The organism is Novosphingobium sp., from assembly GCF_027531025.1.
In the GTDB taxonomy this organism is placed as follows: Bacteria; Pseudomonadota; Alphaproteobacteria; order Sphingomonadales; family Sphingomonadaceae; genus Novosphingobium.
In genome coordinates this window covers 475605-496123 of sequence record NZ_JAPZQX010000003.1, presented here as the reverse complement: position 1 = coordinate 496123, position 20519 = coordinate 475605, and the positions used below count along the sequence as shown (strand labels likewise).

Sequence of the window (20519 nt, the reverse complement as noted above, 5' to 3'; positions counted from 1 at the left end):
GGCCTAGTCGGCCAGCAGCAATACCGGTGTTTCGATCAGGCGCTTGACCGCCTGGACAAAGCTTGCCGCATCCCAGCCATCAACGACGCGGTGGTCGCAGCTGATCGACAGGTTCATCAACTTGCGCTTTTCGATGCGTTCACCGCCGAGGCCATCGGGCACGAACATCGGCCGTTCGACGATCCGGTTGGGGCCGATGATCGCCACTTCGGGGCGGTTGATCACCGGGGTATGGGCCACACCGCCCAGCGGCCCGAGCGAGGTCAGCGTGATCGTAGAGCCGGACAGTTCCTCGCTCTTGGCCGTGCCGTTGCGGGCCGCTTCGGCCAGGCGAGTGATTTCCGCTGCCAGCTGCCACAGGTTCTTGTCCTGCGCATCGCGGATCACCGGCACCATCAGCCCGGCATCGGTCTGGGTCGCCATGCCCAGGTGGACCGAACCGAACCGCGTCACCACCCCGGCCTCGTCATCGAAGCGGGCGTTGATCATCGGGAAATCGGGCAGCGCCCGGCAAAGCGCGGTGATCAACAGCGGCAGCATGGTCAGCTTGGGCCGGTTCCCACGGGCGGCGTTCAACTGCGCGCGCATTTCCTCCAGCGCGGTCACGTCACTTTCCTCGACGTAGGAGAAATGCGGGATGTTGCGCTTGGACGCGGCCATGTTTTCCGAGATGCGGCGGCGCAGGCCGATCACGCGCACCTGCTGATCGGCGCGCTTGCCACCCGGCGCGCGGAACCCGCCGCCGGCATTGTAAGCCAGGAAAGCATCAAGATCGGCGTGACGAATGCGGCCATCCTCGGCCGGCTTCACCTGGGCCAGATCGATGCCCAGATCAGCCGCGCGGGCACGCACGGCGGGGCTGGCGAGGATCCTTGCTCCATGATCCGTTCGCCCTGAGCTTGTCGAAGGGCTGGCTTCCGATTTCGGCGCATCCGGCAAAGTGGCGGACGGGGCTTCGACAGGCTCAGCCCGAACGGGATCTGGGGCGGATTCGGGCGCAGGCGCCGCTTCCGCCTTGGGCGCGGGCGCGGCCTCCTCAGCCTCCCCTTCTCCATCGGTTTCGATCACCACCAGCGGCGAGCCAATCGCGATCATGTCGCCTTCGGCCCCGGCCACCTGAACCACGACGCCTGAAACCGGGCTTTCCATCTCGACGGTGGCCTTGTCGGTCATGACATCGGCCAGCTTGCCGTCTTCCTCGACCCGGTCGCCCACCTTGACGTGCCAGGTGACGATCTCGGCCTCGGCGATGCCTTCGCCAATGTCGGGGAGTCTGAAGGTAAAGGTACCCATGGTCGTTACGCTTTCATCAACCGGTCAACGGCCTCGCCAATGCGGACCGGTCCGGGGAAATAGGCCCATTCCAGGCTGTGCGGATAGGGAGTGTCAAAACCGGTCACGCGTTCGATCGGGGCTTCGAGGTGGTAGAAGCAGCGCTCCTGCACCAGCGCCGAAAGCTCTCCCCCGAAGCCACCCGTGCGGGTCGCTTCGTGGATGATCAGGCATTTGCCGGTTTTCTTCACAGACTTTTCCACAGTCTCGATGTCGAGCGGGACCAGCGTGCGCAGGTCGATGATTTCGGCGTCGATGCCCTTTTCGCGGCAGACGGCCTGGGCCACGTGGATCATAGTGCCATAGGCGATCACAGACATCGCCTCGCCTTCCTGCACGATCCGCGCCTTGCCCAGCGGGACGGTGTAATAGCCTTCGGGCACCTCGCTGCCCTCGTGCCGCGCCCAGGGCTCGACCGGCTTGTCGTAATAGCCAGAGAACGGCCCGTTATAGATCCGCTTCGGCTCGAAGAAGATCACCGGATCATCATCCTCGATCGCGCTGATCAGGAGCCCCTTGGCGTCATAGGGCGTGCAGGGGATCACGGTCTTGAGGCCCGCCACATGGGTGAACAGCGCCTCGGGCGACTGGCTGTGGGTCTGCCCACCGAAAATCCCGCCACCGAAGGGCGAACGCACCGTGATCGGGGCGATGAATTCCCCGGCCGAACGATAACGCAGCCGCGCGGCTTCGGAAATCAGCTGGTCCAGACCCGGATAGATGTAATCGGCGAACTGGATTTCCGGCACCGGGCGCAGGCCATAGGCCCCCATCCCCACTGCCGCACCGATGATCCCGCATTCGTTGATCGGGGTATCGAACACCCGGTGCTTGCCGAAGGCCTTCTGGAGGCCCGCCGTGGCGCGGAACACCCCGCCGAAATAGCCGACGTCCTCCCCGAAGACGACGACATCGGGATCGCGCTCCATCATCACGTGGAGCGCCTCGTTGATCGCCTCGATCATGTTGAGGCGGCGGCCAGTAGCCTCGGTCATTCCGGCTTCCATTCGGGCCACTTGATCTGTCGTTCTCGGATCGCCTGTTCAGCCTGTTCCTCGAGGTGCCAGGGCAGCTCCTTGTAAACGTCCTCGAACATGGTGTGGAACGGGTGGTGCAAGCCGTGGCCCAGGATGCCGTTCTTCTCAGCCTCCTTGGTCGCCGCCTTGACCAGGTCGACCAGTTCGGCGTCCATCGCCTGGTGCTGTTCGACCGACCATTCGCCCAGGGCGATCAGGTGCCGCTTCAGCCGCATGATCGGATCGCCGAGCGGCCATTCCTCGCGCTCGTGAGCAGAGCGATAGGCGCCCGGATCGTCGGAAGTCGAATGCCCCTCGGCGCGATAGGTGAAGTGCTCGATCAGCGTCGGCCCGCCATTGGCGCGGGCGCGGTTGGCGGCCCAGCGGGTCGCGGCATAGACCGCCAGGGCATCATTGCCGTCCACCCGGATGCCGGCAATGCCATAGCCCACCGCGCGGTTGGCAAAGGTGCTGCGCTCCGCCCCGGCAAAGCCCGAAAAGCTGGAAATCGCCCACTGGTTGTTGACGACATTGAGCACGCAAGGCGCGTTGTAGACCGCGGCAAAGGTCATCGCGGCGTGGAAATCGCCCTCGGCGCTCGACCCTTCGCCCACCCAAGCCGTGGCGATCCGGCTGTCGCCCTTGATCGCCGAGGCCATGGCCCAGCCGACCGCCTGGGGATACTGCGTCGCCAGGTTGCCGCTGATCGTGAAGAAGTTGTAATCGCGGCAGGAATACATGATCGGCAGCTGGCGGCCCTTCAGCTTGTCCGCCTTGTTCGAATAGATCTGGTTGATCATCTCGACCAGCGGATAGCCGCGCGCGATCAACACGCCCTGCTGGCGATAGCTGGGGAACACCATGTCATCGGCGGCGATGGCAAAGGTCGAGGCGATCGAGGTGGCCTCTTCCCCTGTGCACTTCATGTAGAAGCTGGTCTTGCCCTGGCGCTGGCCGCGATACATCCGGTCATCGAAGGCGCGGGTCAGCGCCATCGCGCGCAGCATCCGGCGCAGCGTTTCGGGATCGAGCTTGGGGTCCCATGGCCCGGTCGCCAGGTGATCGTCACCCAGCACCCGCACCATGCCCGAGCAGAGCGGAGCGGTCTCAACCGCCGGGCAGGTTTCGTCCGGTCGCGGCAGCGCGCCAGCGGGCGGAATGTCCAGAAACGAATAGTCGACCGGATCGCCCGGCCGGAAATTCGGCTCGGGCACGTGGAGCGACAGCGGCGGCAGGTTGCCGCGTGCGCCACTTGCCGGATCGGGTCCCTGGGCCATCCTTCGCGCTCTCCCGCCTCCGATTCAGCCGGAAGCAATATTCCATGTGAGCGATATTTTATTTCAAAGTGGTTACAAGGTCAACTATCGCCTCACACCGCGACCGGCGCGGAAATCGGGGCCTGCGGGGCGTAATCGGCGACCGCGAAATCCTCGATCGCGTAGGCGAAGATCGATTCGGGGCGACGCAGGATCGCCATGGTCGGATTACCGGACGGCACACGCGCCAGCTGGGCTTCGACCAGTTCGGCGTGGTTGAGGTAAAGATGGGTATCCCCGCCCATCCAGACCAGCTCGCCCGGTTCCAGATCGCATTGCTGGGCCAGCAACCGCGTGAACAGTGCCGCGCCGAACAGGTTGAACGGCAGGCCCAGCGCCACATCGCAGCTACGCTGGTAGAGGAGACAGTTGAGCCGCCCGCTGCCAATATGGAACTGATAGGTCTTGTGGCACGGGGGCAAAGCCATCCGGTCCAGCTCGGCGACGTTCCAGCCCTCGACGATATGGCGGCGGCTGCCGGGATTGCTGCGCAGGCTGTCGACCACCTGCGCCACCTGGTTGATCCCCGGCCCGGCGCGGAACAAGCCATCCCCCGCCGGTTCATAAGTCGGCCAATCGACCCATTGCTTGCCATAGACCGGGCCAAGATCGCCCCATTGCGCGGCAAAGGCCTTGTCCGCCGCAATCCGCTCGGCAAAGGCCTCGACCGAAATCGCCTCACCAGTGGCCTTCACGTAATTGGCGTGGGGCCACTCGTTCCAGATCTTCACCCCCTGCTGCACGAGCGGACGGATGTTGGTCTCGCCGGTCAGGAACCACAGGAATTCCCGCGCCGCGGTCTTCCAGTAGACCCGCTTGGTGGTGACCAGCGGCATGGCCCCCCCGCCCAGGTCGAAGCGAATCTGCGCGCCAAAGACCGAGCGGGTGCCCACGCCGGTGCGGTCCACCCGCTCATCCCCCTGCTCCCAGATCTGGCGCATCAGGTCGAGATACTGCCATTCCCAGTGCGGCTGGCGGGGCGTTGCGGAGGGAATCGGGGCGGTGGCCATGGGGCAGACGATAAACAGGCAATTGCCCGCTTGCCACCCCGCACTTGCCTGACTATAGGCCCGCTCCTGCCTTGCCCTCCCTGGAGGGCGATGATCGGTCGGGGAATAGCTCAGCCTGGTAGAGCACTGTCTTCGGGAGGCAGGGGCCGGAGGTTCGAATCCTCTTTCCCCGACCATTTCATCCTTGCATGGCCTCAACCCTGCACGGCCACCACGCCAATCAGCAGCGTCAGCACCCCCAGGCCCACTGACAGGCGCAGTCGCAGCGCCAGCCAGTCGCGCTCCATCCCGCCAATTGCGCGATCGACCAGCGGCGATCCCAGCAGCAGCAACCCGATCATCAGCAGCGACGGCCCCGGCCATTCCCAGCCGATGATCCACGGCGCATAGGCCGCCAGCGCCAGCAGGCTGGGCAGCACCGCCACGCCAAAGATCCAGCGCGGCGCATCCGGCCGGGCAATGCCGATCCCCCACCACACCCCGCCCAGGAAGCTGAAGATCAGCGCGGCATAGCCAAAGGCGATCGCCTGGGCGGTCCATTGCCAGATGCCGCCATCAAACACGTAAAGCGCGCAAAGCAGCTGGGGCAGCAGGCCGGCATGGCCAAGCTGGCGGGCGGCGCGGGGCAGGTTGGTCATGGGCCAGGCTCCGGTCAAATTGCGATTGTTTCAGCCATGCCCGCAGCAAGGCGGGCGTTGAAGCTGGACCATGGGCCGCCCCACCCCAATTCCGCAGGATCGGCGCAAGCAGGGAACGGTTCATCGGCATTGGCGGCCGGTCGGCTTGCGAACCAGAGCGTTGCTCCCCAGTTCGCGATCAAACGAACTTCGGGATCGCAGACCCATGAAACTCAACCGGCGCCACTTCCTCGGCGCCATGGCTATCGGCAGCGCGGGGCTGGTTCCCGCGCGCAGCTTCGCCGCCACGCTGTGCGGCGATAGCCCTGCCCTGCTGCCGCAGGCCCTGGCCGCCCTTGACCAGCATTCCGACCGCATCCTGCATCGTGACCGGATCGGGATCGTCAACTTCGCCGCCCATTCGCGCCTGCCGCGCTTCCAGCTGGTCGACCTCACCGGCGGCAAGGTGCTGCGGACCATGCTCGTCGCCCACGGCAGCGGCTCCGATCCGGCGGCCACCGGCTGGACTGAGCGGTTCTCCAACCGGATCGGCTCCAACGCCTCGTCAAAGGGGGCCTTCGTCACCGGCCAGGCCTATGTCGGCAAGCACGGCCGCTCGCGCAGGCTGATCGGGCTGGAACCGCAGAACGAGGCCGCCGAACGCCGCGCCATCGTGATCCACGGCGCCGATTACGTCGACCAGGGCATCGCGCTCAGCCAGGGCCGGATCGGCCGCAGCCAGGGCTGCTTCGCCGTCTCGCGCGGCGAGATCGGCGATCTGCTGGCCATGCTGGGCGAAGGCCGCCTGCTCTATGCCTGGAAGGAAGAGGCTTAGGTTGGTTGGTCAAGTGCCCGGCTGATTGCTGCCGAGGTTCAGATTGCTGGGCTTTGCACCGCAATGGCGGGAGGGCTTAGTGACGATCCACGATGGCCCAGCAACCCCTCATTTCGAGACAGCATTCAAGCAACATCACGACTCTGGCAGATTAAGAGAGAACTCCGATCGCCACCATTCTCGGTTTTCGGCAGTGTTTGTCGCCCTGCTTCCAGGTTGCTCCAAGGACAGGGTCGAAATTATCGAAACGGCTCTTGGAAGCTTGGATAGCCAAGCCAACTGCCGCTGCAATTCGTCCCAACAGATCCAATACTCTTCGTTGTTAATTTCCCAATGCAACGCGGCAGGCATTTGTTCTGTCGCAACCGAAATGCCGACCAGTCCGTGGCATAGGCCGTTGCGAATATCGAGTGGCCCTTGCACTTGGCCTCGGAGGGTGGTGGCGAGCACGGGGCCCAGCGAGTTAACCGGACTAGACTCGATTACCAGGCATTCCCAAGTTCGCAGTACAGCCGCAATGCCATGCGCTCTCGCTGGAAGGCTGCCATGAGCGCGAATGACTTCGACGCGCACAGATTTCTCGACCGAAGCCCAAACGAGCAACAACGACCCCAAGGACCCTTTGAGCCTTTCATAGGTGATTTCCAATATCGTTTGCCCCCGCGTTTCACCTCGTTGAAGCGCAATATCTCCAATAATTTAAGGGAATTATAGTTTTCCCCGCACCTACCCCCCACGCAGCAATTGCACGCCCCAATCGCGGTCCATCAGCAGGCGGGCGTCATCATGGGCGTGCTTCCGCTTCTGACAGTGCCGACTCATTCACAATGCGTCCGTCCTCTCGTATTGAGAAGCGACCGGAGCCATACCCCGTCGCACCGGTAGTTGTCGAAACTTCGTATGTGACACCTCGCTGCAACGCAGTTGCCTGTATTGCCGGCCAATCCGGCTGATTGCGACCTTTGAAGCCAAATCCGTAAACGATGGGAAACCTGTTGGTGCAGGCGTCATCATAGTCCACGCTTTCACGCCATGTACGTTCGCCCGAACCTGCGACAGACACCTCGACGCGACGCACACATGATGGCGCATTTGATGATGCCGGATCGACTATGAAAACGACCCGCCCGTCGCGCAAGACGGCGAGGATGTTATAGACGTATGAACAGCCACTCAGTGCCGTAGAGAGAATAGCAACGGCTATGGCTTGGACCCGCATGACGCTCAATCTATCAGTTAATCGAGTGACCGCAAGGTTGCCGTAGGATAAAAGTCGTTTTCTAACAAAGAATTGCTGAAGATACGACGCTCTCACCGCCCAGCGACTGTTCCACCCTACCCCCCGCGCAGCAACTGCACGCCCCAGTCTCGCTCAAACAGGTAGAGCAGCAGCCGTGCCGCCGCGCCGCGTTCGCCGGTGAGGCCGCCGTCGCGGTCCATCAGCAGGCGGGCGTCGTCGTGGGCCAGCGGCAGAAGCTTCTGGATCTGTTCAAGGCTGGCGACGCGGAACGGGGTGTCGCCCGATTGGCGGGTGCCCAGCAGTTCGCCGCCGCCGCGCAAGGCCAGATCTTCCTCGGCCAGGCGGAAGCCGTCCTGCGTCTCGCGCATCAGGGCCAGCCGTTGCCGAGCGGTTTCGGACAGCATGGGCCCGCGCAGCAGGAGGCAGGTGCTCTTCCCACTGCCCCGCCCCACCCGGCCGCGCAGCTGGTGCAATTGGGCCAGGCCAAAACGCTCGGCCTGTTCGATCACCATCAGCGTGGCATTGGGCACGTCCACGCCCACCTCGATCACGGTGGTCGCCACCAACAACTTGGCCTCCCCCCGGGCGAAGCGCTCCATCGCCGCGTCCTTCAGCTCTGGCCGCAGCTGGCCGTGAACCAGCACCACGGCATCGCCAAAGCGGGCCTGCAATTCGGCATGGCGGGCCTCGGCGGCGGCCAGGTCCTCGTTCTCCTGCTCGCGCACCATCGGGCAGACCCAATAGGCCTGTTGCCCGCTTTCCAGGTGCCGGCCGATGGCGGCGATCACATCGGCCTGCCGCTCCACCGCGACCACGCGGGTATCGATCGGCTGGCGGCCCGGCGGCATCTCGTCCAGCTTGCTGACGTCCATCTCGCCATATTGGGCCAGGGTCAGCGTGCGCGGGATCGGGGTGGCGGTCATCGCCAGGCAATGCGGCGCGCGGCGGCCCTTTTGCGCCAGCATCAGCCGCTGGCCCACGCCAAAACGGTGCTGCTCGTCAATCACCACCATGGCAAGGTTGCGGTAGGTCACCGTGTCCTGGAAAATCGCGTGAGTGCCCACCACCATGTCGATGCTGCCATCGAGCAGCCCCATCAGGATCGCCTCGCGCGCGCGGCCCTTGTCGCGGCCCGTCAGCAGCGCAATTTCCACGCCCGTCCCTGCCGCCAACCGGGTCAGCGTTTCGTGGTGCTGGCGGGCGAGGATTTCGGTCGGGGCGAGCAGCGCGGCCTGCGCGCCCGCCTCCACCGCGATCAGCATGGCGGAAAGCGCCACCACCGTCTTGCCCGAACCGACATCGCCCTGCAGCAGGCGCAGCATCGGCGCGGATTGCGCCAGGTCGCCCTCGATCTCGGCAATTGCGCGTTGCTGCGCGCCGGTCAGCGGGAACGGCAGGTTGAGCCGCGCCCGGCGCGAACCGTCGCCTTGCAGCGGCGTGCCGCTCTGCTTGCGGTTCGATTGCCGCACCAGCATGAGGGCAAGGCTGTTCGCCAGCAGCTCGTCATAGGCCAGCCGATCGCGCGCGGCGCCGTGCGGCCCCTTGTGCGCCAGGGCCAGGGCATCGCGCCAGGCGGGCCATTGCAGCTTGTCGAGCAGGCCCGGCTCGATCCATTCGGGCAAAGCGGGAATGCCGGCCAGCGCCTGCTCGACCAATGCTGCGAGCCGCCCCTGGGTCAACCCTTCGGACAGGGGATAGACCGGCTCCACCAGTTGCCCCAGCGCCGCCGCGCCAGCTTCGGCCACGTGATCGGGGTGCACGATCTGCAGCATCTGGCCATATTGGTCGAGCCGCCCGGCGATCCAGCGCGGCTCGCCCAGCGGCAACTGCTTCTTCGCCCAGGCGGTGTTGCGCCCAAAATAGGTGATCGAGCAGACATTGCCGATGCTATCCGTGGCCAGCACGCGGAACGGCCCGCGCCCGGCCGAGCTGCGATATTCCGCCGGGGTCAGCGCCACGACGATATTCTCGCCCACGCTGGCCTCGTCGAGGTTGGCCACGGCGCGGCGCTCAACAAAGCGGTCCGGCAGGTGATAGGCAAAGTCCTTCACCCGGGTCAGCCCCAGCTTCTCCAGCGGACGCGCCAGCCCCGGGCCGACACCCTTCAGGCTGTCAGCCGCGACGAACAGGGGATTGAGCCGCTCGGGACGCATGACACCCTATTGCCTGATCCGTCATGCCGGCGAAAGTCGGGATCGCGGTGGTGCGACGGCAGCGATCCCGGCTTTCGCCGGGATGACGTTAGTGATAACCGCCGCGCATGGACAATGCCGACCGTCTCCGCCGCCTGAAGTTCCGCGCCTGGCATCGCGGCACGCGCGAAGCCGATTACATGATCGGCGGCTTCTTCGATCGTTATCACGCCGAATGGGGCGAAGCGGAAATCGCCTGGTTCGAGGCCCTGCTGGAAGAAGAAGACGTGGACATCATGGGCTGGGCGCTCGGCACGCTGGATGTACCGACCGAATATCGCGGCGCGCTGATGGATGCTTTCCGCAAGCTGGACTACGTCGAAATCCCGCGCTGACAGGCTGGTAAACCCGCGCTAAGGCGCAGGCCCGATTCCCACCCCGCTGGCCGCAAAAATGGCCCGCGGGGCAATTGCTGTTGTGCGAACCATGCCTGACCTGAACAAGATCCTTGGCGCCAAGGCGCCGCTGACCCTCTCCGGCCTGGCGCGCGGCGCACAGCCGCTGGTGCTGGCGGACCTGGCGCGGGCGGCGAACGGCCGGGCCGTGTTCATCGCGGCGGACGAGGCGGCGATGCAGGCCGTGGCCGATACCGCCGCCTACTTTGCGCCCGAGCTGGAAGTTCTGACCTTCCCGGCCTGGGATTGCCTGCCCTATGACCGCGCCAGCCCCGCCCTGTCGGTCAGCGCGCGGCGGCTGGCGGCGCTGCACCGCTTGCAGGGCAAGGCTGGCCAGAAGCAGGATGGGGGGCCGCAGCTGCTCGTCACCACGATCAACGCCGTGCTGCAACGCGTGCTCACCCCGTTCCGCATCCGCGAATCGGTGCGGCTGCTGAAACCGGGCATGGAGATCGGGCGGGAGAGCCTGATCGCGCTCCTCCAGCGCCAGGGCTATTCGCGCACCGATACCGTGGTCGACGCCGGCGAATATGCCGTGCGCGGTTCGATCTTCGATATCTACCCTTCGGGCCTCGATGCCGGGCTGCGGCTCGACTTCTTCGGGGACGAGCTGGAAACGCTGCGGCTGTTCGATCCCAATACCCAGCGCTCGACCGGGGTGGTCGAACAGCACCTGCTGCTGCCCGCCAGCGAGGCCCTGCTCGACGAGGACAGCGTCAAGCGCTTCCGCACCCGCTACCGCGAACTGTTCGGCGCCAATGCGACCGGCGATCCGCTCTACCATGCGATCAGCGATGGGCGTCGCCTGGCCGGGATGGAGCATTGGCTGCCGCTGTTCGAGGACCGGGTCGTCACCCTGTTCGATCATCTGGCGCCGGGTGACCTGGTGGTAGTCGACAGTGCCGCCTTGGGCGCATCCGAGGAACGTTTGAGTGACATTGCAGACTACTTTGCCACCCGCTCTGATACCTTCGGAAAGGCCGCCGGTTCCTATCGCCCGCTGACGCCCGATGCGCTCTATCTTGGCCGGGCGGAACTGGCGGAAAAGCAGGCAAACTGGCCGATCCACAAGGCCGATATCTTCGCCCAGCCCGAAAGCGGCACGGTGGTCGACTTCGGCTTCGCCTCGGCCCGCGATTTCGCCCCGGAACGCGCCCGCGGCGACAATGTCTACGAAGCCGCCGCGCGCTATCTCACCGGCCAGGCCGTCCAGGGCCGCAAGGCGCTGATCGCCTGCTATTCCGCCGGCAGCCGGGCGCGGATTGCCTCGATCCTGGGCGAAGCGGTCAAGCCCGCCCCGGTCGAGGCGGACAGCTGGCAGGAGGCGCTGGGCCTCGCCGCCAAGGGCGTGCCGGTGGCCCTCATCCTGCCGCTCGACAGCGGGTTTTCGAACGCCGGACTGGAACTTGTCACCGAGCAGGACCTGCTGGGTGACCGGCTGGTGCGCCGCAAGAAGCGCAAGAAATCGGCCGATGCCTTCCTCGCCGAACTGGCCGCGCTGACCCCCGGTGACCTGGTGGTGCACATGGACCACGGGATCGGCCGCTACGAAGGGCTCCAGTCGATCCCGGTCGGCAAATCGCCGCACGACTGCGTGATGCTGACCTATGCCGGGGGGGACAAGCTCTACATCCCGGTCGAGAATATCGACGTCCTCAGCCGCTATGGCAGCGACAGCGAGCTGGTCGCGCTGGACCGGCTGGGCGGCGAAGGCTGGCAGCGGCGCAAGGCCCGCCTGAAGGAGCGCATCCGCGAGATCGCGCACGAACTGCTTAGGACCGCGGCCCAGCGTGCCCTGCGCACCGCCCCGGCGCTGGTGCCGGAACAGGCCAGCTATGACCAGTTCGCCGACCGCTTCTCCTGGGCCGAAACCGAGGACCAGGAACGCGCGATCGAGGATGTGCTGGAGGACTTGTCCGCCGGCCGCCCGATGGACCGACTGGTCTGCGGCGATGTCGGCTTCGGCAAGACCGAGGTGGCCCTGCGCGCGGCCTTTGTTGCGGCGATGGGCGGTCAGCAGGTCGCGGTCGTGGCCCCCACGACCCTGCTCGCCCGTCAGCATTACAGCAATTTCGTCGAACGCTTTGCCGGCTTCCCGCTCAACATCGGCCGCCTTTCGCGCCTGGTCCCGGCCAAGGAAGCCACCGCCACCCGCGATGGGCTGACCGATGGCACGGTGGATATCGTGGTCGGAACCCACGCGATCCTGTCCAAGTCGGTCAAGTTCAAGCGGCTCGGGCTGGTTATCGTCGACGAGGAGCAGCGGTTCGGCGTCAACCACAAGGAAGCGCTGAAGCAGTTGCGCAGCAATGTGCACGTCCTCACCCTCACCGCCACGCCGATCCCGCGCACGCTGCAGATGGCGATGAGCGGCCTGCGCGAACTGTCGACCATCCAGACCCCGCCGGTCGATCGCCTCGCCGTCCGCACCTATGTGATGGAATGGGACAGCATGGTGATGCGCGAAGCGCTGCTGCGCGAACATCATCGCGGCGGGCAGAGCTTCATCATCGTGCCGCGCATTGCCGACATGGAAGAAGTGGAGAAGTGGCTGCGCGACACCGTGCCCGAGGTCCGCTTCGTCACCGCCCAAGGCCAGATGGGCGCGACCGAAGTGGAAGAGCGGATGAGCGCCTTCTACGAGAAGAAGTACGAAGTGCTGCTTTCCACCACCATCGTCGAAAGCGGGCTCGATATCCCGAGCGCCAACACGATCATCATCCACCGCGCGGACCGGTTTGGCCTCGCCCAGCTTTACCAGCTGCGCGGGCGCGTGGGGCGCGCCAAGCTGCGGGCCTATGCCTATCTGACCACGCCGGCCGACATGGTCCTCTCGGAAGTGGCGGAAAAGCGGCTGAAAGTGCTGGGCGATCTCGATTCGCTCGGCGCGGGTTTCCAGCTGGCCAGCCATGATCTCGACATCCGCGGCGCCGGCAACCTGCTGGGTGACGAGCAATCGGGCCACATCCGCGAAGTCGGCTTCGAACTCTACCAGTCGATGCTGGAGGATGCGATCCTGGCCGCCAAGGCCGGTGACATGGGCATTGCAAAGGAACGCCACGCGCTCTCGCCGCAGATCACCGTCGATGCCCCGATCATGATCCCGGAAGACTATGTGCCGGACCTCGCCGTGCGCATGGCGCTCTATCGCCGTCTAAACGATGCGGAGGATCATGGCGAACTGGAGGCGATCTCGGCCGAGATGATCGACCGCTTCGGCCCCCTGCCCGCGCCCACAGCCAACCTGGTCAAGCTCATCCAGATCAAGCAGCAGGCCATCATTGCCAATATCGCCAAGATCGATGTCGGCGCGAAGGGAACGCTGGTCGCCTTCCACGAGGACCGCTTCCCCGATCCGCAGGGCCTGATCGCCTATGCCGAGCGGCTGGCTGGCGCAATCAAGCTGCGGCCTGACAGCAAGATCGTGGTCCAGCGCGCCTGGGGCGATCCACAGGCGCGGCTGAACGGTCTGTTCCAGCTCACCAAGGGGCTCAGCAGCATTGCGCGCAAGGCGAAAGGCTAACCCAGCGCTTCGGTCAGGAATGATTCCGCGAAAAGCGGCGCGGAGCGCAGGAAGCCCTGGTAGACGGAGCAGCCTTCGGCGCGTGCCAGCAGGCGCTGCGTGTCGTTCTCGACGCCTTCGGCAATGACCTGCAGGTCAAGCGCCCGGGCCATGGCAATGATTGCGCGCAGCACAGCAAGATCGCGGGGATCGGCGGCCACGCCCTCGATCATCGACCGATCCAGCTTGAGGTAATGCAGCGGCAAGAGCTTAAGATAGCGGAAGTTGCAGAAGCCGGCTCCAAAATCATCGAGCGCAAAGCGCACCCCTCGCGCCGACAGGGCGGTGAAGGCCTGGGCCGCTCCGCTGACATCGCTCAGCAGGACCTGCTCGGTCACTTCAAGGGTGAGCCGCCAGCCCGGGAAGCGGCTTTCCTTCAGCAAGGCTTCGAAACTGGCCGTAAAATCGCCGGCCGCCAGATCGTTGGGCGTCACGTTCAACGAAAGGCGCAGGTCCCCCGGCCAGCGCGCCGCCGCGCGGAGAGCCAAACGGGCGATATGCCGGGACAATTGCGGCACATGATCGGTCCGTTCGGCAATGGCGAACAGGCCGCCCGCGCCGATCCGGCCCAGTTCAGGATGATTCCAGCGCGCCAGCGCCTCAGCCCCGATCAGGCGATCGTCGGCGCAGGCGTACTGGGGCTGGAACAAGACCTCGATCTGATCGGCATCGATCGCCCGCAGCAGATCGGCTTCCAGCTGGGCCGCGCTGCGCCCCACCCGCGTTGCCTCGCCATCGGCCCAGGCCAACCGCCGACCGGGCTGGCTGACCAGACTTTCCAGGGCCTGGCCCAGCCGGTCGAGCATCGAATCGGCATCCTCGCCCTGCAGGCCTCGCAACAGGGCGGCCCGGGGGCTGATGCGCACGGTGCCGCCCGGCGTGCCGATCGGCCGGGCCAGCCGTTCCAGCAACTGGGCCACGGTCAGCTGCCAGCTTTCGCGACTGCACGGATCGCGGCTGATCAGCAGGAACTGGCCGCCGCCGCTGCGCGAAAGCAACCAGCCACCGGGCAGCTCATCCGCAGCGAAATGCTTCAACCGATTGGCGATTTCCGCCAGCGCGGCATCGCCCGTCTGGGCGCCATAGGCCAGATTGACGGCATCGAACCGCCGCAGACCGATCAATACCGCCTGAACCTGGGCGCCCTCGTCCAGCCATGCCGCCAGCCGCGCCCGCGCGCCATCGCGCCCGACCAGTCCGGTCAGTCCATCGCGAACAGGTTCGGTCGGCAGACTTTGCCTCATTCCCGGCTGTCTATCATGATGGCCCTACCAAACCCTTGCCCGCCTTCCGGATTCCCGCGCTTGGCGTTGCCAAAGCAGCCCGCGCGCCATATGCACCCCCTCATCATGGCTGCTGCACCCCGTCTTGCCCTGTTTGTCTCCGACAGCGAGCGCGCTCAGGAAGCCGCCGTCGCACTTCGCGGGCGCGAAGAGTTCGTGCCCGAGGATCAGGCCGATGCCGCTGTCGTGCTGGGTGGTGACGGTTTCATGCTGCAGACCCTGCACCACATGCTCGACGGCGGGCGGGTCCTCCCCGCATACGGCGTCAATCAGGGCACTGTCGGCTTTCTGATGAACAATCCTTCGGGCAAGCGCACCCTGGCTGAGCGCGTCGCGAAGGCCCGCCGCATTGCGGTTGCGCCGCTCGAAATGACCGCCACCACCGGCAAGGGGACGGAAGAGAGCTTTTACGCGATCAACGAGGTCTCGCTGCTGCGCGAAACGCGGCAGACCGCGCGGCTCGAAGTTTCGGTGAACGGCAAGGTCCGGGTGCCGGATCTGGCCTGCGACGGCATCCTGGTGGCCACACCGGCCGGATCGACCGCCTACAACCTTTCTGCCAATGGCCCGATCTTGCCGCTGGGTTCGGCCATGCTGGCCCTGACCCCGATCAGCCCGTTCCGCCCCCGCCGTTGGCGCGGTGCGATCCTGCCCGATCATTACGTGATCGATTTTCGCGTACTCGACCCGCTAAAGCGGCCCGTGGCGGCCGTGGCCGACCAGAAGGAACTGCGCGATATCCTGGCGGTAAAGGTGCGTGCTGCACCGGACCAGGCGCTGACCCTGCTGTTCGATCCGGGCAAGACGCTTGAGGAACGGATTTTTTCCGAGCAGTTCCAGTTCTAGGCTTTCACCCGCTTGCCAAACCGAAAAGCGCTGTTATAGGCGCGCTCCTGTCCCGGAAACGGGACTGCTCCCTGATAGCTCAGCGGTAGAGCTCTCGACTGTTAATCGAGCGGCCGTAGGTTCGAATCCTACTCAGGGAGCCACTTTTCCTGCACATTGTTAGGCTAAGCCGCATCGATCGCATGTCCCTCGGTGCGACGACTTTTAGCTAAGTGACTTTACCAGCTTTACTCTCTGTTGCGTGACGCTACATTCTGCGACAAATGGTTACAATTAGCCATGCCCAGCAAGCAGGGTGGGATAAACGTTGGCGTTATCGGCTTTCATCGCAGCTTTGCTCCTTCAGATTTCCGCACAGTTGCTGCTGTTGTTTCTGCTTGAACCCGGTTTCGACCTGACAATGTCAGGTTATCGCGCGGTCAAGATCGTATCGGCCGGTTACGCGTCCCTTTCGTTGATCGGAGGGTTGACCTGCGGGATCACGATCCCCTTGGCAATGGCGCTGTTCGCTGTCGGACTAACGGCAGTGCTGGCGATTGCTTTGTGGCATTCTCCCGCACCGGTCCGCAGCTTGATCGAGCGGCTGCGCTAGGGAATCAGACCAGCAGGCGCCCGCCCACCCAGATCGTCAGGCCTGCGGTCAGCCAGCGGATCAGCCAGTCCGGCAACAGCCGTTGGGCCGCGAGGCTGCCCAGTTGCCCGCCGATCACAACCGCAACCAGCAGTGGCAAGGCTCCTCCCAGCGCCTCCCCGAACCGCTCGGGACCATTCTTGGCAAGCTGCCCCGCCAGCCCGGCAATCGAATTGATCAGGATGAACAGGCTCGCGGTGGCCGCGATTTCCCTTGCACGGGCCCAGCGGGTGAGGTGCAGCAAGGGGGCCAGGAAGATGCCTCCGCCAATTCCCACCAGGCCGGCCAGATATCCCAACGGCCCCGCGGCCAGGCCCATCCAGCGCGCCGCAACGGCCGGCTCGCTTTCACGTTCTGGCGCCCGCGGCAGAAACAGCGCCAGTCCGGCCAGGACCAGGCAAAGCCCCAGAATGAACAGAAACGTTTCTTCCCTGATCGGGGTCAGCCCACCGAGGAAGGCCAGCGGCGCTGCAATCAACGACAAGGTCAGCGCCCGCCGCCACGGCACCAGCCCGGCCCGCCCAAAGCGGATCGTGCTGCCGGTCACGACCAGGATATTGCAGGCCAGGCTGACAATCGGCAGCAGGCGATAATCGAATTCCGCCAGCGCCAGCAGGGCGCTGTAAGTCGATCCACCCCCGAACCCGACCGAGGCGTAAAGCAGCGCGGTTGCGAAGAAGCCGAGCGTGAGCAGGCCCATCGCTCAGCCCTCCACCATCAGCGCCGCGCCCGTCGGCGGTCCTAGTTCGCTGCGCCGTGGCAGTGTTTGTACTTCTGGCCCGAACCACAGGGGCACTGCGCATTGCGCGACAGGCCCATCGAGGCATAGGGATCCTCTGCCGCCGCTGCACCGGTGCCCAGCGCACCCATCATTGCCATGGCCCCGGGCGTCGAGACAGAATCGTTCTCGCCGCTGAACGGATCGATGTGGCTGGTCAGGAAGTCCGGCAGTTCCGGCAGGTCGATCGGATCGGGCATCCGCAGTTCGCTGTTCATCAGGATGCGGGTCACGTCCTCGCGGATCCTCTCCAGCATCTTCTCGAACAGGCCAAAGGCTTCCTGCTTGTATTCGTTGATCGGCTGCTTCTGGGCATAGGCGCGCAGGAACACCACCTGACGCAGGGCATCCAGCGTCGCCAGGTGCTCCTTCCAGTAATGGTCGAGACGTTCCAGCAGCACCTGCTTTTCAACCTGGCGCCAGATCGCAGCATCTTCGCCAATCTTGGCCGCAGCCTTTTCATCGGCCAGCGCGACGAGGCGCTCCTCGATGGTTTCAGGCTCGAGCCCGTCTTCCTGCAGCCATTCACTGATCGGCGCGTCGAGCCCCAGTACCTCGCCCACCCGCAGCTGCAGGCCCTCGATGTCCCACTGCTCCGGATAGGAATTGGGCGGACAGGCCAGTCCGACCAGCGCGTTGACGGTATCGTGGCGCATGTCGATCACCACGTCGTCGATCGCTTCGGCATCCATGATGTCGGCGCGCTGCTCGTAGATCACCTTGCGCTGGTCGTTCATGACGTTGTCGTATTCGACGACCTGCTTGCGGATGTCGTAGTTGCGCGCCTCGACCTTCTTCTGCGCGGTCTCAATCGCCTTCGAGAGCCACCGCGACCCGATCGCCTCGCCATCGGCAAGGTTCGAATTCATCATCTTGGAGAACAGCGTGTCGGGTCCGAAGATCCGCAGCAGGTCATCCTCGAGGCAGAGATAGAACTTGCTCAGCCCCGGGTCACCCTGGCGACCCGAACGGCCCCGCAGCTGGTTGTCGATGCGGCGGCTTTCGTGCCGTTCGGTCCCGATCACGCACAGGCCGCCGGCGGCCAGCACCTGCTGCTTTTCGGCTTCGACCTCAGCTTCGATCTTCGCCACGGCGGCATCGCGCTCAGCCCCTTCGGGCATGTCCCTGAGTTCGTCATCGATCCGGAACTCGGCGTTGCCGCCCAGTTTGATGTCGGTCCCGCGCCCGGCCATGTTAGTGGCAATGGTTACCGCACCAAGCCGGCCTGCCTGGGCCACGATGTGGGCTTCCATTTCGTGGAAGCGGGCATTGAGCACGTTGTGCTTCACCCCTTCCTTGTTGAGATAGTCGGAAAGCAGCTCCGACTTCTCGATCGACACGGTGCCGACCAGCACCGGCTGGCCGATCTCGTTCTTTTCGCGGATCAGGCGGGCAATCGCCTGGAACTTGTCGGCGGTGTTCTTGTAGAATTCGTCTTCCTCGTCGATCCGCTGCACCGGCACGTTGGTGGGAATGGTCACCACGTTCATCCGGTAGATGTCGAAGAATTCGGCCGCCTCGGTCGCAGCGGTCCCGGTCATACCCGCCAGCTTGGGGTACATGCGGAAATAGTTCTGGAAGGTGATCGAGGCCATGGTCTGGTTCTCGGGCTCGATCCGCACCCCTTCCTTGGCTTCCACCGCCTGGTGCAGGCCATTGGACCAGCGGCGGCCATCCATCATGCGCCCGGTGAACTCGTCGATGATGACGACCTTCCCGTCCTTCACGATATAGTCGATGTCCCGCTTGAACATCACGTTGGCCTTGAGGCTCTGGTCAAGGTGGTGGACGACCTGGGTATTCTCGACATCGTAGAGGTTCGAGCCGACCAGCAGGCCAGCCGCCTCAAGCTGGCGCTCGGCCCATTCGACCCCGTCTTCGGTCAGGGTGATGCTCTTGGTCTTCTCGTCCTTGTCGTAATGCTCTTCGCTGATCTGCTTCACGATCGCGTCGACCGCTACGTACATCTCGCTCTTGTCATCGGTCGGACCGGAGATGATCAGCGGCGTACGGGCTTCGTCGATCAGGATCGAGTCCACCTCGTCGACGATCGCGAAGTTGAACGGGCGGTGCACCATCTGGCCCCGCTCCTGCTTCATGTTGTCGCGCAGGTAATCGAAGCCCAGCTCGTTGTTGGTCGCGTAGGTGATGTCGCAGTTATAGGCGGCTCGCCGCTCATCCTCGCTGAGGTTGGGGACAATCACCCCCACCGTCAGGCCGAGGAAACGATAGATCTGCCCCATCCACTCCGCGTCGCGCTTGGCCAGGTAGTCGTTGACGGTGACGACATGAACCCCCTTGCCCTCCAGCGCATTGAGATAGACCGCGACCGTCGCAACCAGGGTCTTGCCCTCGCCGGTGCGCATTTCCGCGATCTCGCCCCGGTGCAGCACGATCCCGCCGATCATCTGCACATCGAAGTGGCGCATCCCCATGCGGCGCTTGCCGGCCTCGCGCACGGTGGCAAAGGCTTCGGGCAGGATATCCTCGAGAGTCTTGCCCTCGTCCAGCTGGCGGCGGAACTTGTCGGTCTGGGCCGCCAGTTCTTCATCGGTCAGCGCCGCGATGGTTGGTTCGAAAGCGTTGATCTGGCGAACGATCTTGTCGAGCGACTTGACGTAACGATCGTTGGACGAGCCGAAAATGGCCTTGGCAATGGCGCCGAGCATAGGATGATTCCACTGATTGGATGAACAGGCATTGGCGCACGACCGCAATCAGGCCGCAGCGCGATCTTGGGGCAATTCAGCCGACGCTATTCCAGCGCGCGATCGACACCCAGCAATACGGACGGAATGAAGACGCGGCCCCGTGCCGGACGCACGCGCTGCGCGTCGCGCTCGCGCCGTTCCTTTTGCGCGACCGGCGCGTCGATTGGCTGGCCCTGGGTCGCGGAAGTACGGGCTGCACTGCGCGAGTTGTCAGACGCGCCGATCTCTGTCTCCGCGGCGCCATTCATCCGCGCCTGGGCCGGACCGGCCTGCGCGACAAGCCCCGTCATCAGGGCCAAAATGGCAAGGAGAATGCGTGTCATCTCCGAGCGATATAGGGCCGCCAGCACCAATCGTCCACCCTGCCCGCTTCGCCGTGCCCGAAAAGCCTAACGCCGCGCCTGCCAATGGCAAGCGCGGCGTCCTTGGCTGGGCCGACCGCGAGGCGTTGCGGTCGCCGGAAGCGCTGCTTAGTTCACAGCGTCCTTGAGACCCTTGCCCGCCTTGAACTTCGGCTGGGCCGAAGCCTTGATCTTCATCGGCTCGCCAGTGCGCGGGTTGCGGCCGGTCGAAGCCTTGCGCTTGGCGACCGAGAAGGTGCCGAAGCCAACGAGGCGCACTTCATCACCCTTCTTCAGGGCGCCGGTGATCGCGTCGAAAACGCCTTCGACGGCCTTGGTGGCATCGCTCTTGGTGAGGCCGCTGGCGTCGGCGACGGCGCTGATCAGGTCGTTCTTGTTCATGGGAAACCCCCT

The 20519-nt window shown here is 64.8% G+C and carries 16 protein-coding genes and 2 tRNA genes; 7 read left to right on the top strand and 11 right to left on the bottom strand.

Annotated features, from left to right (window positions below; all coding sequences use genetic code 11):
• Positions 1-3: 3 nt before the first annotated feature.
• The 4 genes from O9281_RS05455 to thyA all read right to left on the bottom strand — a co-directional run bounded on the left by O9281_RS05455 (position 4) and on the right by thyA (position 4674).
• The gene (locus tag O9281_RS05455) at positions 4-1293 is read right to left on the bottom strand and encodes a dihydrolipoamide acetyltransferase family protein (RefSeq protein ID WP_298183584.1); all 1290 of its coding nucleotides are present in this window, start codon (positions 1291-1293) and stop codon (positions 4-6) included.
• 5 nt (positions 1294-1298) lie between these two features.
• The gene (locus O9281_RS05450) at positions 1299-2327 is read right to left on the bottom strand and encodes an alpha-ketoacid dehydrogenase subunit beta (RefSeq protein ID WP_298183583.1); all 1029 of its coding nucleotides are present in this window, start codon (positions 2325-2327) and stop codon (positions 1299-1301) included.
• Positions 2324-3625 carry a 3-methyl-2-oxobutanoate dehydrogenase (2-methylpropanoyl-transferring) subunit alpha gene (locus O9281_RS05445; RefSeq protein ID WP_298183581.1) on the bottom strand — a complete coding sequence of 434 codons (1302 nt, stop codon included), beginning with the start codon at positions 3623-3625 and terminating at the stop codon, positions 2324-2326. Before O9281_RS05445 ends, O9281_RS05450 begins: the two co-directional genes overlap by 4 nt.
• Positions 3626-3717: 92 nt before the next feature.
• Positions 3718-4674 carry a thymidylate synthase gene (gene thyA / locus O9281_RS05440; protein WP_298183579.1) on the bottom strand — a complete coding sequence of 319 codons (957 nt, stop codon included), beginning with the start codon at positions 4672-4674 and terminating at the stop codon, positions 3718-3720.
• A 99-nt stretch (positions 4675-4773) separates the two neighbouring features.
• Here thyA and O9281_RS05435 point away from each other — a divergent pair.
• Positions 4774-4850: transfer RNA gene (locus O9281_RS05435), tRNA-Pro, on the top strand.
• Positions 4851-4868: 18 nt separating this feature from the next.
• On the opposite strand, the gene O9281_RS05430 is transcribed toward O9281_RS05435, so the two are convergent.
• The gene (locus tag O9281_RS05430; RefSeq protein WP_298183577.1) at positions 4869-5312 is read right to left on the bottom strand and encodes a DUF3429 domain-containing protein; all 444 of its coding nucleotides are present in this window, start codon (positions 5310-5312) and stop codon (positions 4869-4871) included.
• Positions 5313-5517: 205 nt separating this feature from the next.
• Between O9281_RS05430 and O9281_RS05425 the strand changes: the two genes are divergently transcribed.
• Positions 5518-6126, top strand: a complete 609-nt coding sequence (locus O9281_RS05425; RefSeq protein ID WP_298183575.1) for a murein L,D-transpeptidase catalytic domain family protein — start codon at positions 5518-5520, stop codon at positions 6124-6126.
• 1335 nt (positions 6127-7461) lie between these two features.
• On the opposite strand, the gene recG is transcribed toward O9281_RS05425, so the two are convergent.
• Positions 7462-9519, bottom strand: a complete 2058-nt coding sequence (recG, locus tag O9281_RS05420) for an ATP-dependent DNA helicase RecG (protein WP_298183573.1) — start codon at positions 9517-9519, stop codon at positions 7462-7464.
• 107 nt (positions 9520-9626) lie between these two features.
• Between recG and O9281_RS05415 the strand changes: the two genes are divergently transcribed.
• The gene (locus O9281_RS05415) at positions 9627-9893 is read left to right on the top strand and encodes a succinate dehydrogenase assembly factor 2 (RefSeq protein ID WP_298183571.1); all 267 of its coding nucleotides are present in this window, start codon (positions 9627-9629) and stop codon (positions 9891-9893) included.
• Between the two features lie 91 nt (positions 9894-9984).
• Positions 9985-13476, top strand: coding sequence for a transcription-repair coupling factor (gene mfd, locus O9281_RS05410; protein WP_298183569.1), 3492 nt, complete (start codon positions 9985-9987; stop codon positions 13474-13476).
• Here the strand turns inward: mfd and O9281_RS05405 are convergent.
• Positions 13473-14759, bottom strand: coding sequence for a GGDEF domain-containing phosphodiesterase (locus O9281_RS05405; RefSeq protein WP_298183567.1), 1287 nt, complete (start codon positions 14757-14759; stop codon positions 13473-13475). The genes mfd and O9281_RS05405 overlap by 4 nt on opposite strands.
• A 105-nt stretch (positions 14760-14864) precedes the next feature.
• Between O9281_RS05405 and O9281_RS05400 the strand changes: the two genes are divergently transcribed.
• The 3 genes from O9281_RS05400 (at position 14865) to O9281_RS05390 (ending at position 16236) form a co-directional block, all read left to right on the top strand.
• Positions 14865-15644, top strand: coding sequence for an NAD kinase (locus tag O9281_RS05400; RefSeq protein WP_298183566.1), 780 nt, complete (start codon positions 14865-14867; stop codon positions 15642-15644).
• A gap of 68 nt (positions 15645-15712) precedes the next feature.
• Positions 15713-15787, top strand: a tRNA-Asn gene (locus O9281_RS05395).
• Between the two features lie 215 nt (positions 15788-16002).
• Positions 16003-16236 carry a hypothetical protein gene (locus O9281_RS05390; RefSeq protein WP_298183564.1) on the top strand — a complete coding sequence of 78 codons (234 nt, stop codon included), beginning with the start codon at positions 16003-16005 and terminating at the stop codon, positions 16234-16236.
• Positions 16237-16240: 4 nt separating this feature from the next.
• Here O9281_RS05390 and O9281_RS05385 read toward each other — a convergent pair whose 3' ends face one another.
• From O9281_RS05385 to O9281_RS05370, 4 genes are all read right to left on the bottom strand, one after another.
• The gene (locus O9281_RS05385; RefSeq protein ID WP_298183562.1) at positions 16241-16975 is read right to left on the bottom strand and encodes a sulfite exporter TauE/SafE family protein; all 735 of its coding nucleotides are present in this window, start codon (positions 16973-16975) and stop codon (positions 16241-16243) included.
• Positions 16976-17016: 41 nt separating this feature from the next.
• Positions 17017-19722, bottom strand: coding sequence for a preprotein translocase subunit SecA (gene secA, locus O9281_RS05380; protein ID WP_298183560.1), 2706 nt, complete (start codon positions 19720-19722; stop codon positions 17017-17019).
• Positions 19723-19808: 86 nt separating this feature from the next.
• On the bottom strand, positions 19809-20087 hold the full coding sequence (locus tag O9281_RS05375) for a hypothetical protein (RefSeq protein WP_298183559.1): 279 nt from the start codon (positions 20085-20087) through the stop codon (positions 19809-19811).
• A gap of 147 nt (positions 20088-20234) precedes the next feature.
• Positions 20235-20507 (bottom strand): HU family DNA-binding protein, encoded by a 273-nt coding sequence (locus O9281_RS05370; protein WP_298183558.1) that lies wholly within the window; start codon positions 20505-20507, stop codon positions 20235-20237.
• Positions 20508-20519 lie beyond the last annotated feature (12 nt).

Coding starts and splice junctions, on each gene's coding strand:
- O9281_RS05455 (WP_298183584.1), bottom strand. CDS start 1,293: ATGGGTACCTTTACCTTCAGACTCCCCGACATTGGCGAAGGCATCGCC.
- O9281_RS05450 (WP_298183583.1), bottom strand. CDS start 2,327: ATGACCGAGGCTACTGGCCGCCGCCTCAACATGATCGAGGCGATCAAC.
- O9281_RS05445 (WP_298183581.1), bottom strand. CDS start 3,625: ATGGCCCAGGGACCCGATCCGGCAAGTGGCGCACGCGGCAACCTGCCG.
- thyA (WP_298183579.1), bottom strand. CDS start 4,674: ATGGCCACCGCCCCGATTCCCTCCGCAACGCCCCGCCAGCCGCACTGG.
- O9281_RS05430 (WP_298183577.1), bottom strand. CDS start 5,312: ATGACCAACCTGCCCCGCGCCGCCCGCCAGCTTGGCCATGCCGGCCTG.
- O9281_RS05425 (WP_298183575.1), top strand. CDS start 5,518: ATGAAACTCAACCGGCGCCACTTCCTCGGCGCCATGGCTATCGGCAGC.
- recG (WP_298183573.1), bottom strand. CDS start 9,519: ATGCGTCCCGAGCGGCTCAATCCCCTGTTCGTCGCGGCTGACAGCCTG.
- O9281_RS05415 (WP_298183571.1), top strand. CDS start 9,627: ATGGACAATGCCGACCGTCTCCGCCGCCTGAAGTTCCGCGCCTGGCAT.
- mfd (WP_298183569.1), top strand. CDS start 9,985: ATGCCTGACCTGAACAAGATCCTTGGCGCCAAGGCGCCGCTGACCCTC.
- O9281_RS05405 (WP_298183567.1), bottom strand. CDS start 14,759: ATGAGGCAAAGTCTGCCGACCGAACCTGTTCGCGATGGACTGACCGGA.
- O9281_RS05400 (WP_298183566.1), top strand. CDS start 14,865: ATGGCTGCTGCACCCCGTCTTGCCCTGTTTGTCTCCGACAGCGAGCGC.
- O9281_RS05385 (WP_298183562.1), bottom strand. CDS start 16,975: ATGGGCCTGCTCACGCTCGGCTTCTTCGCAACCGCGCTGCTTTACGCC.
- secA (WP_298183560.1), bottom strand. CDS start 19,722: ATGCTCGGCGCCATTGCCAAGGCCATTTTCGGCTCGTCCAACGATCGT.
- O9281_RS05375 (WP_298183559.1), bottom strand. CDS start 20,087: ATGACACGCATTCTCCTTGCCATTTTGGCCCTGATGACGGGGCTTGTC.
- O9281_RS05370 (WP_298183558.1), bottom strand. CDS start 20,507: ATGAACAAGAACGACCTGATCAGCGCCGTCGCCGACGCCAGCGGCCTC.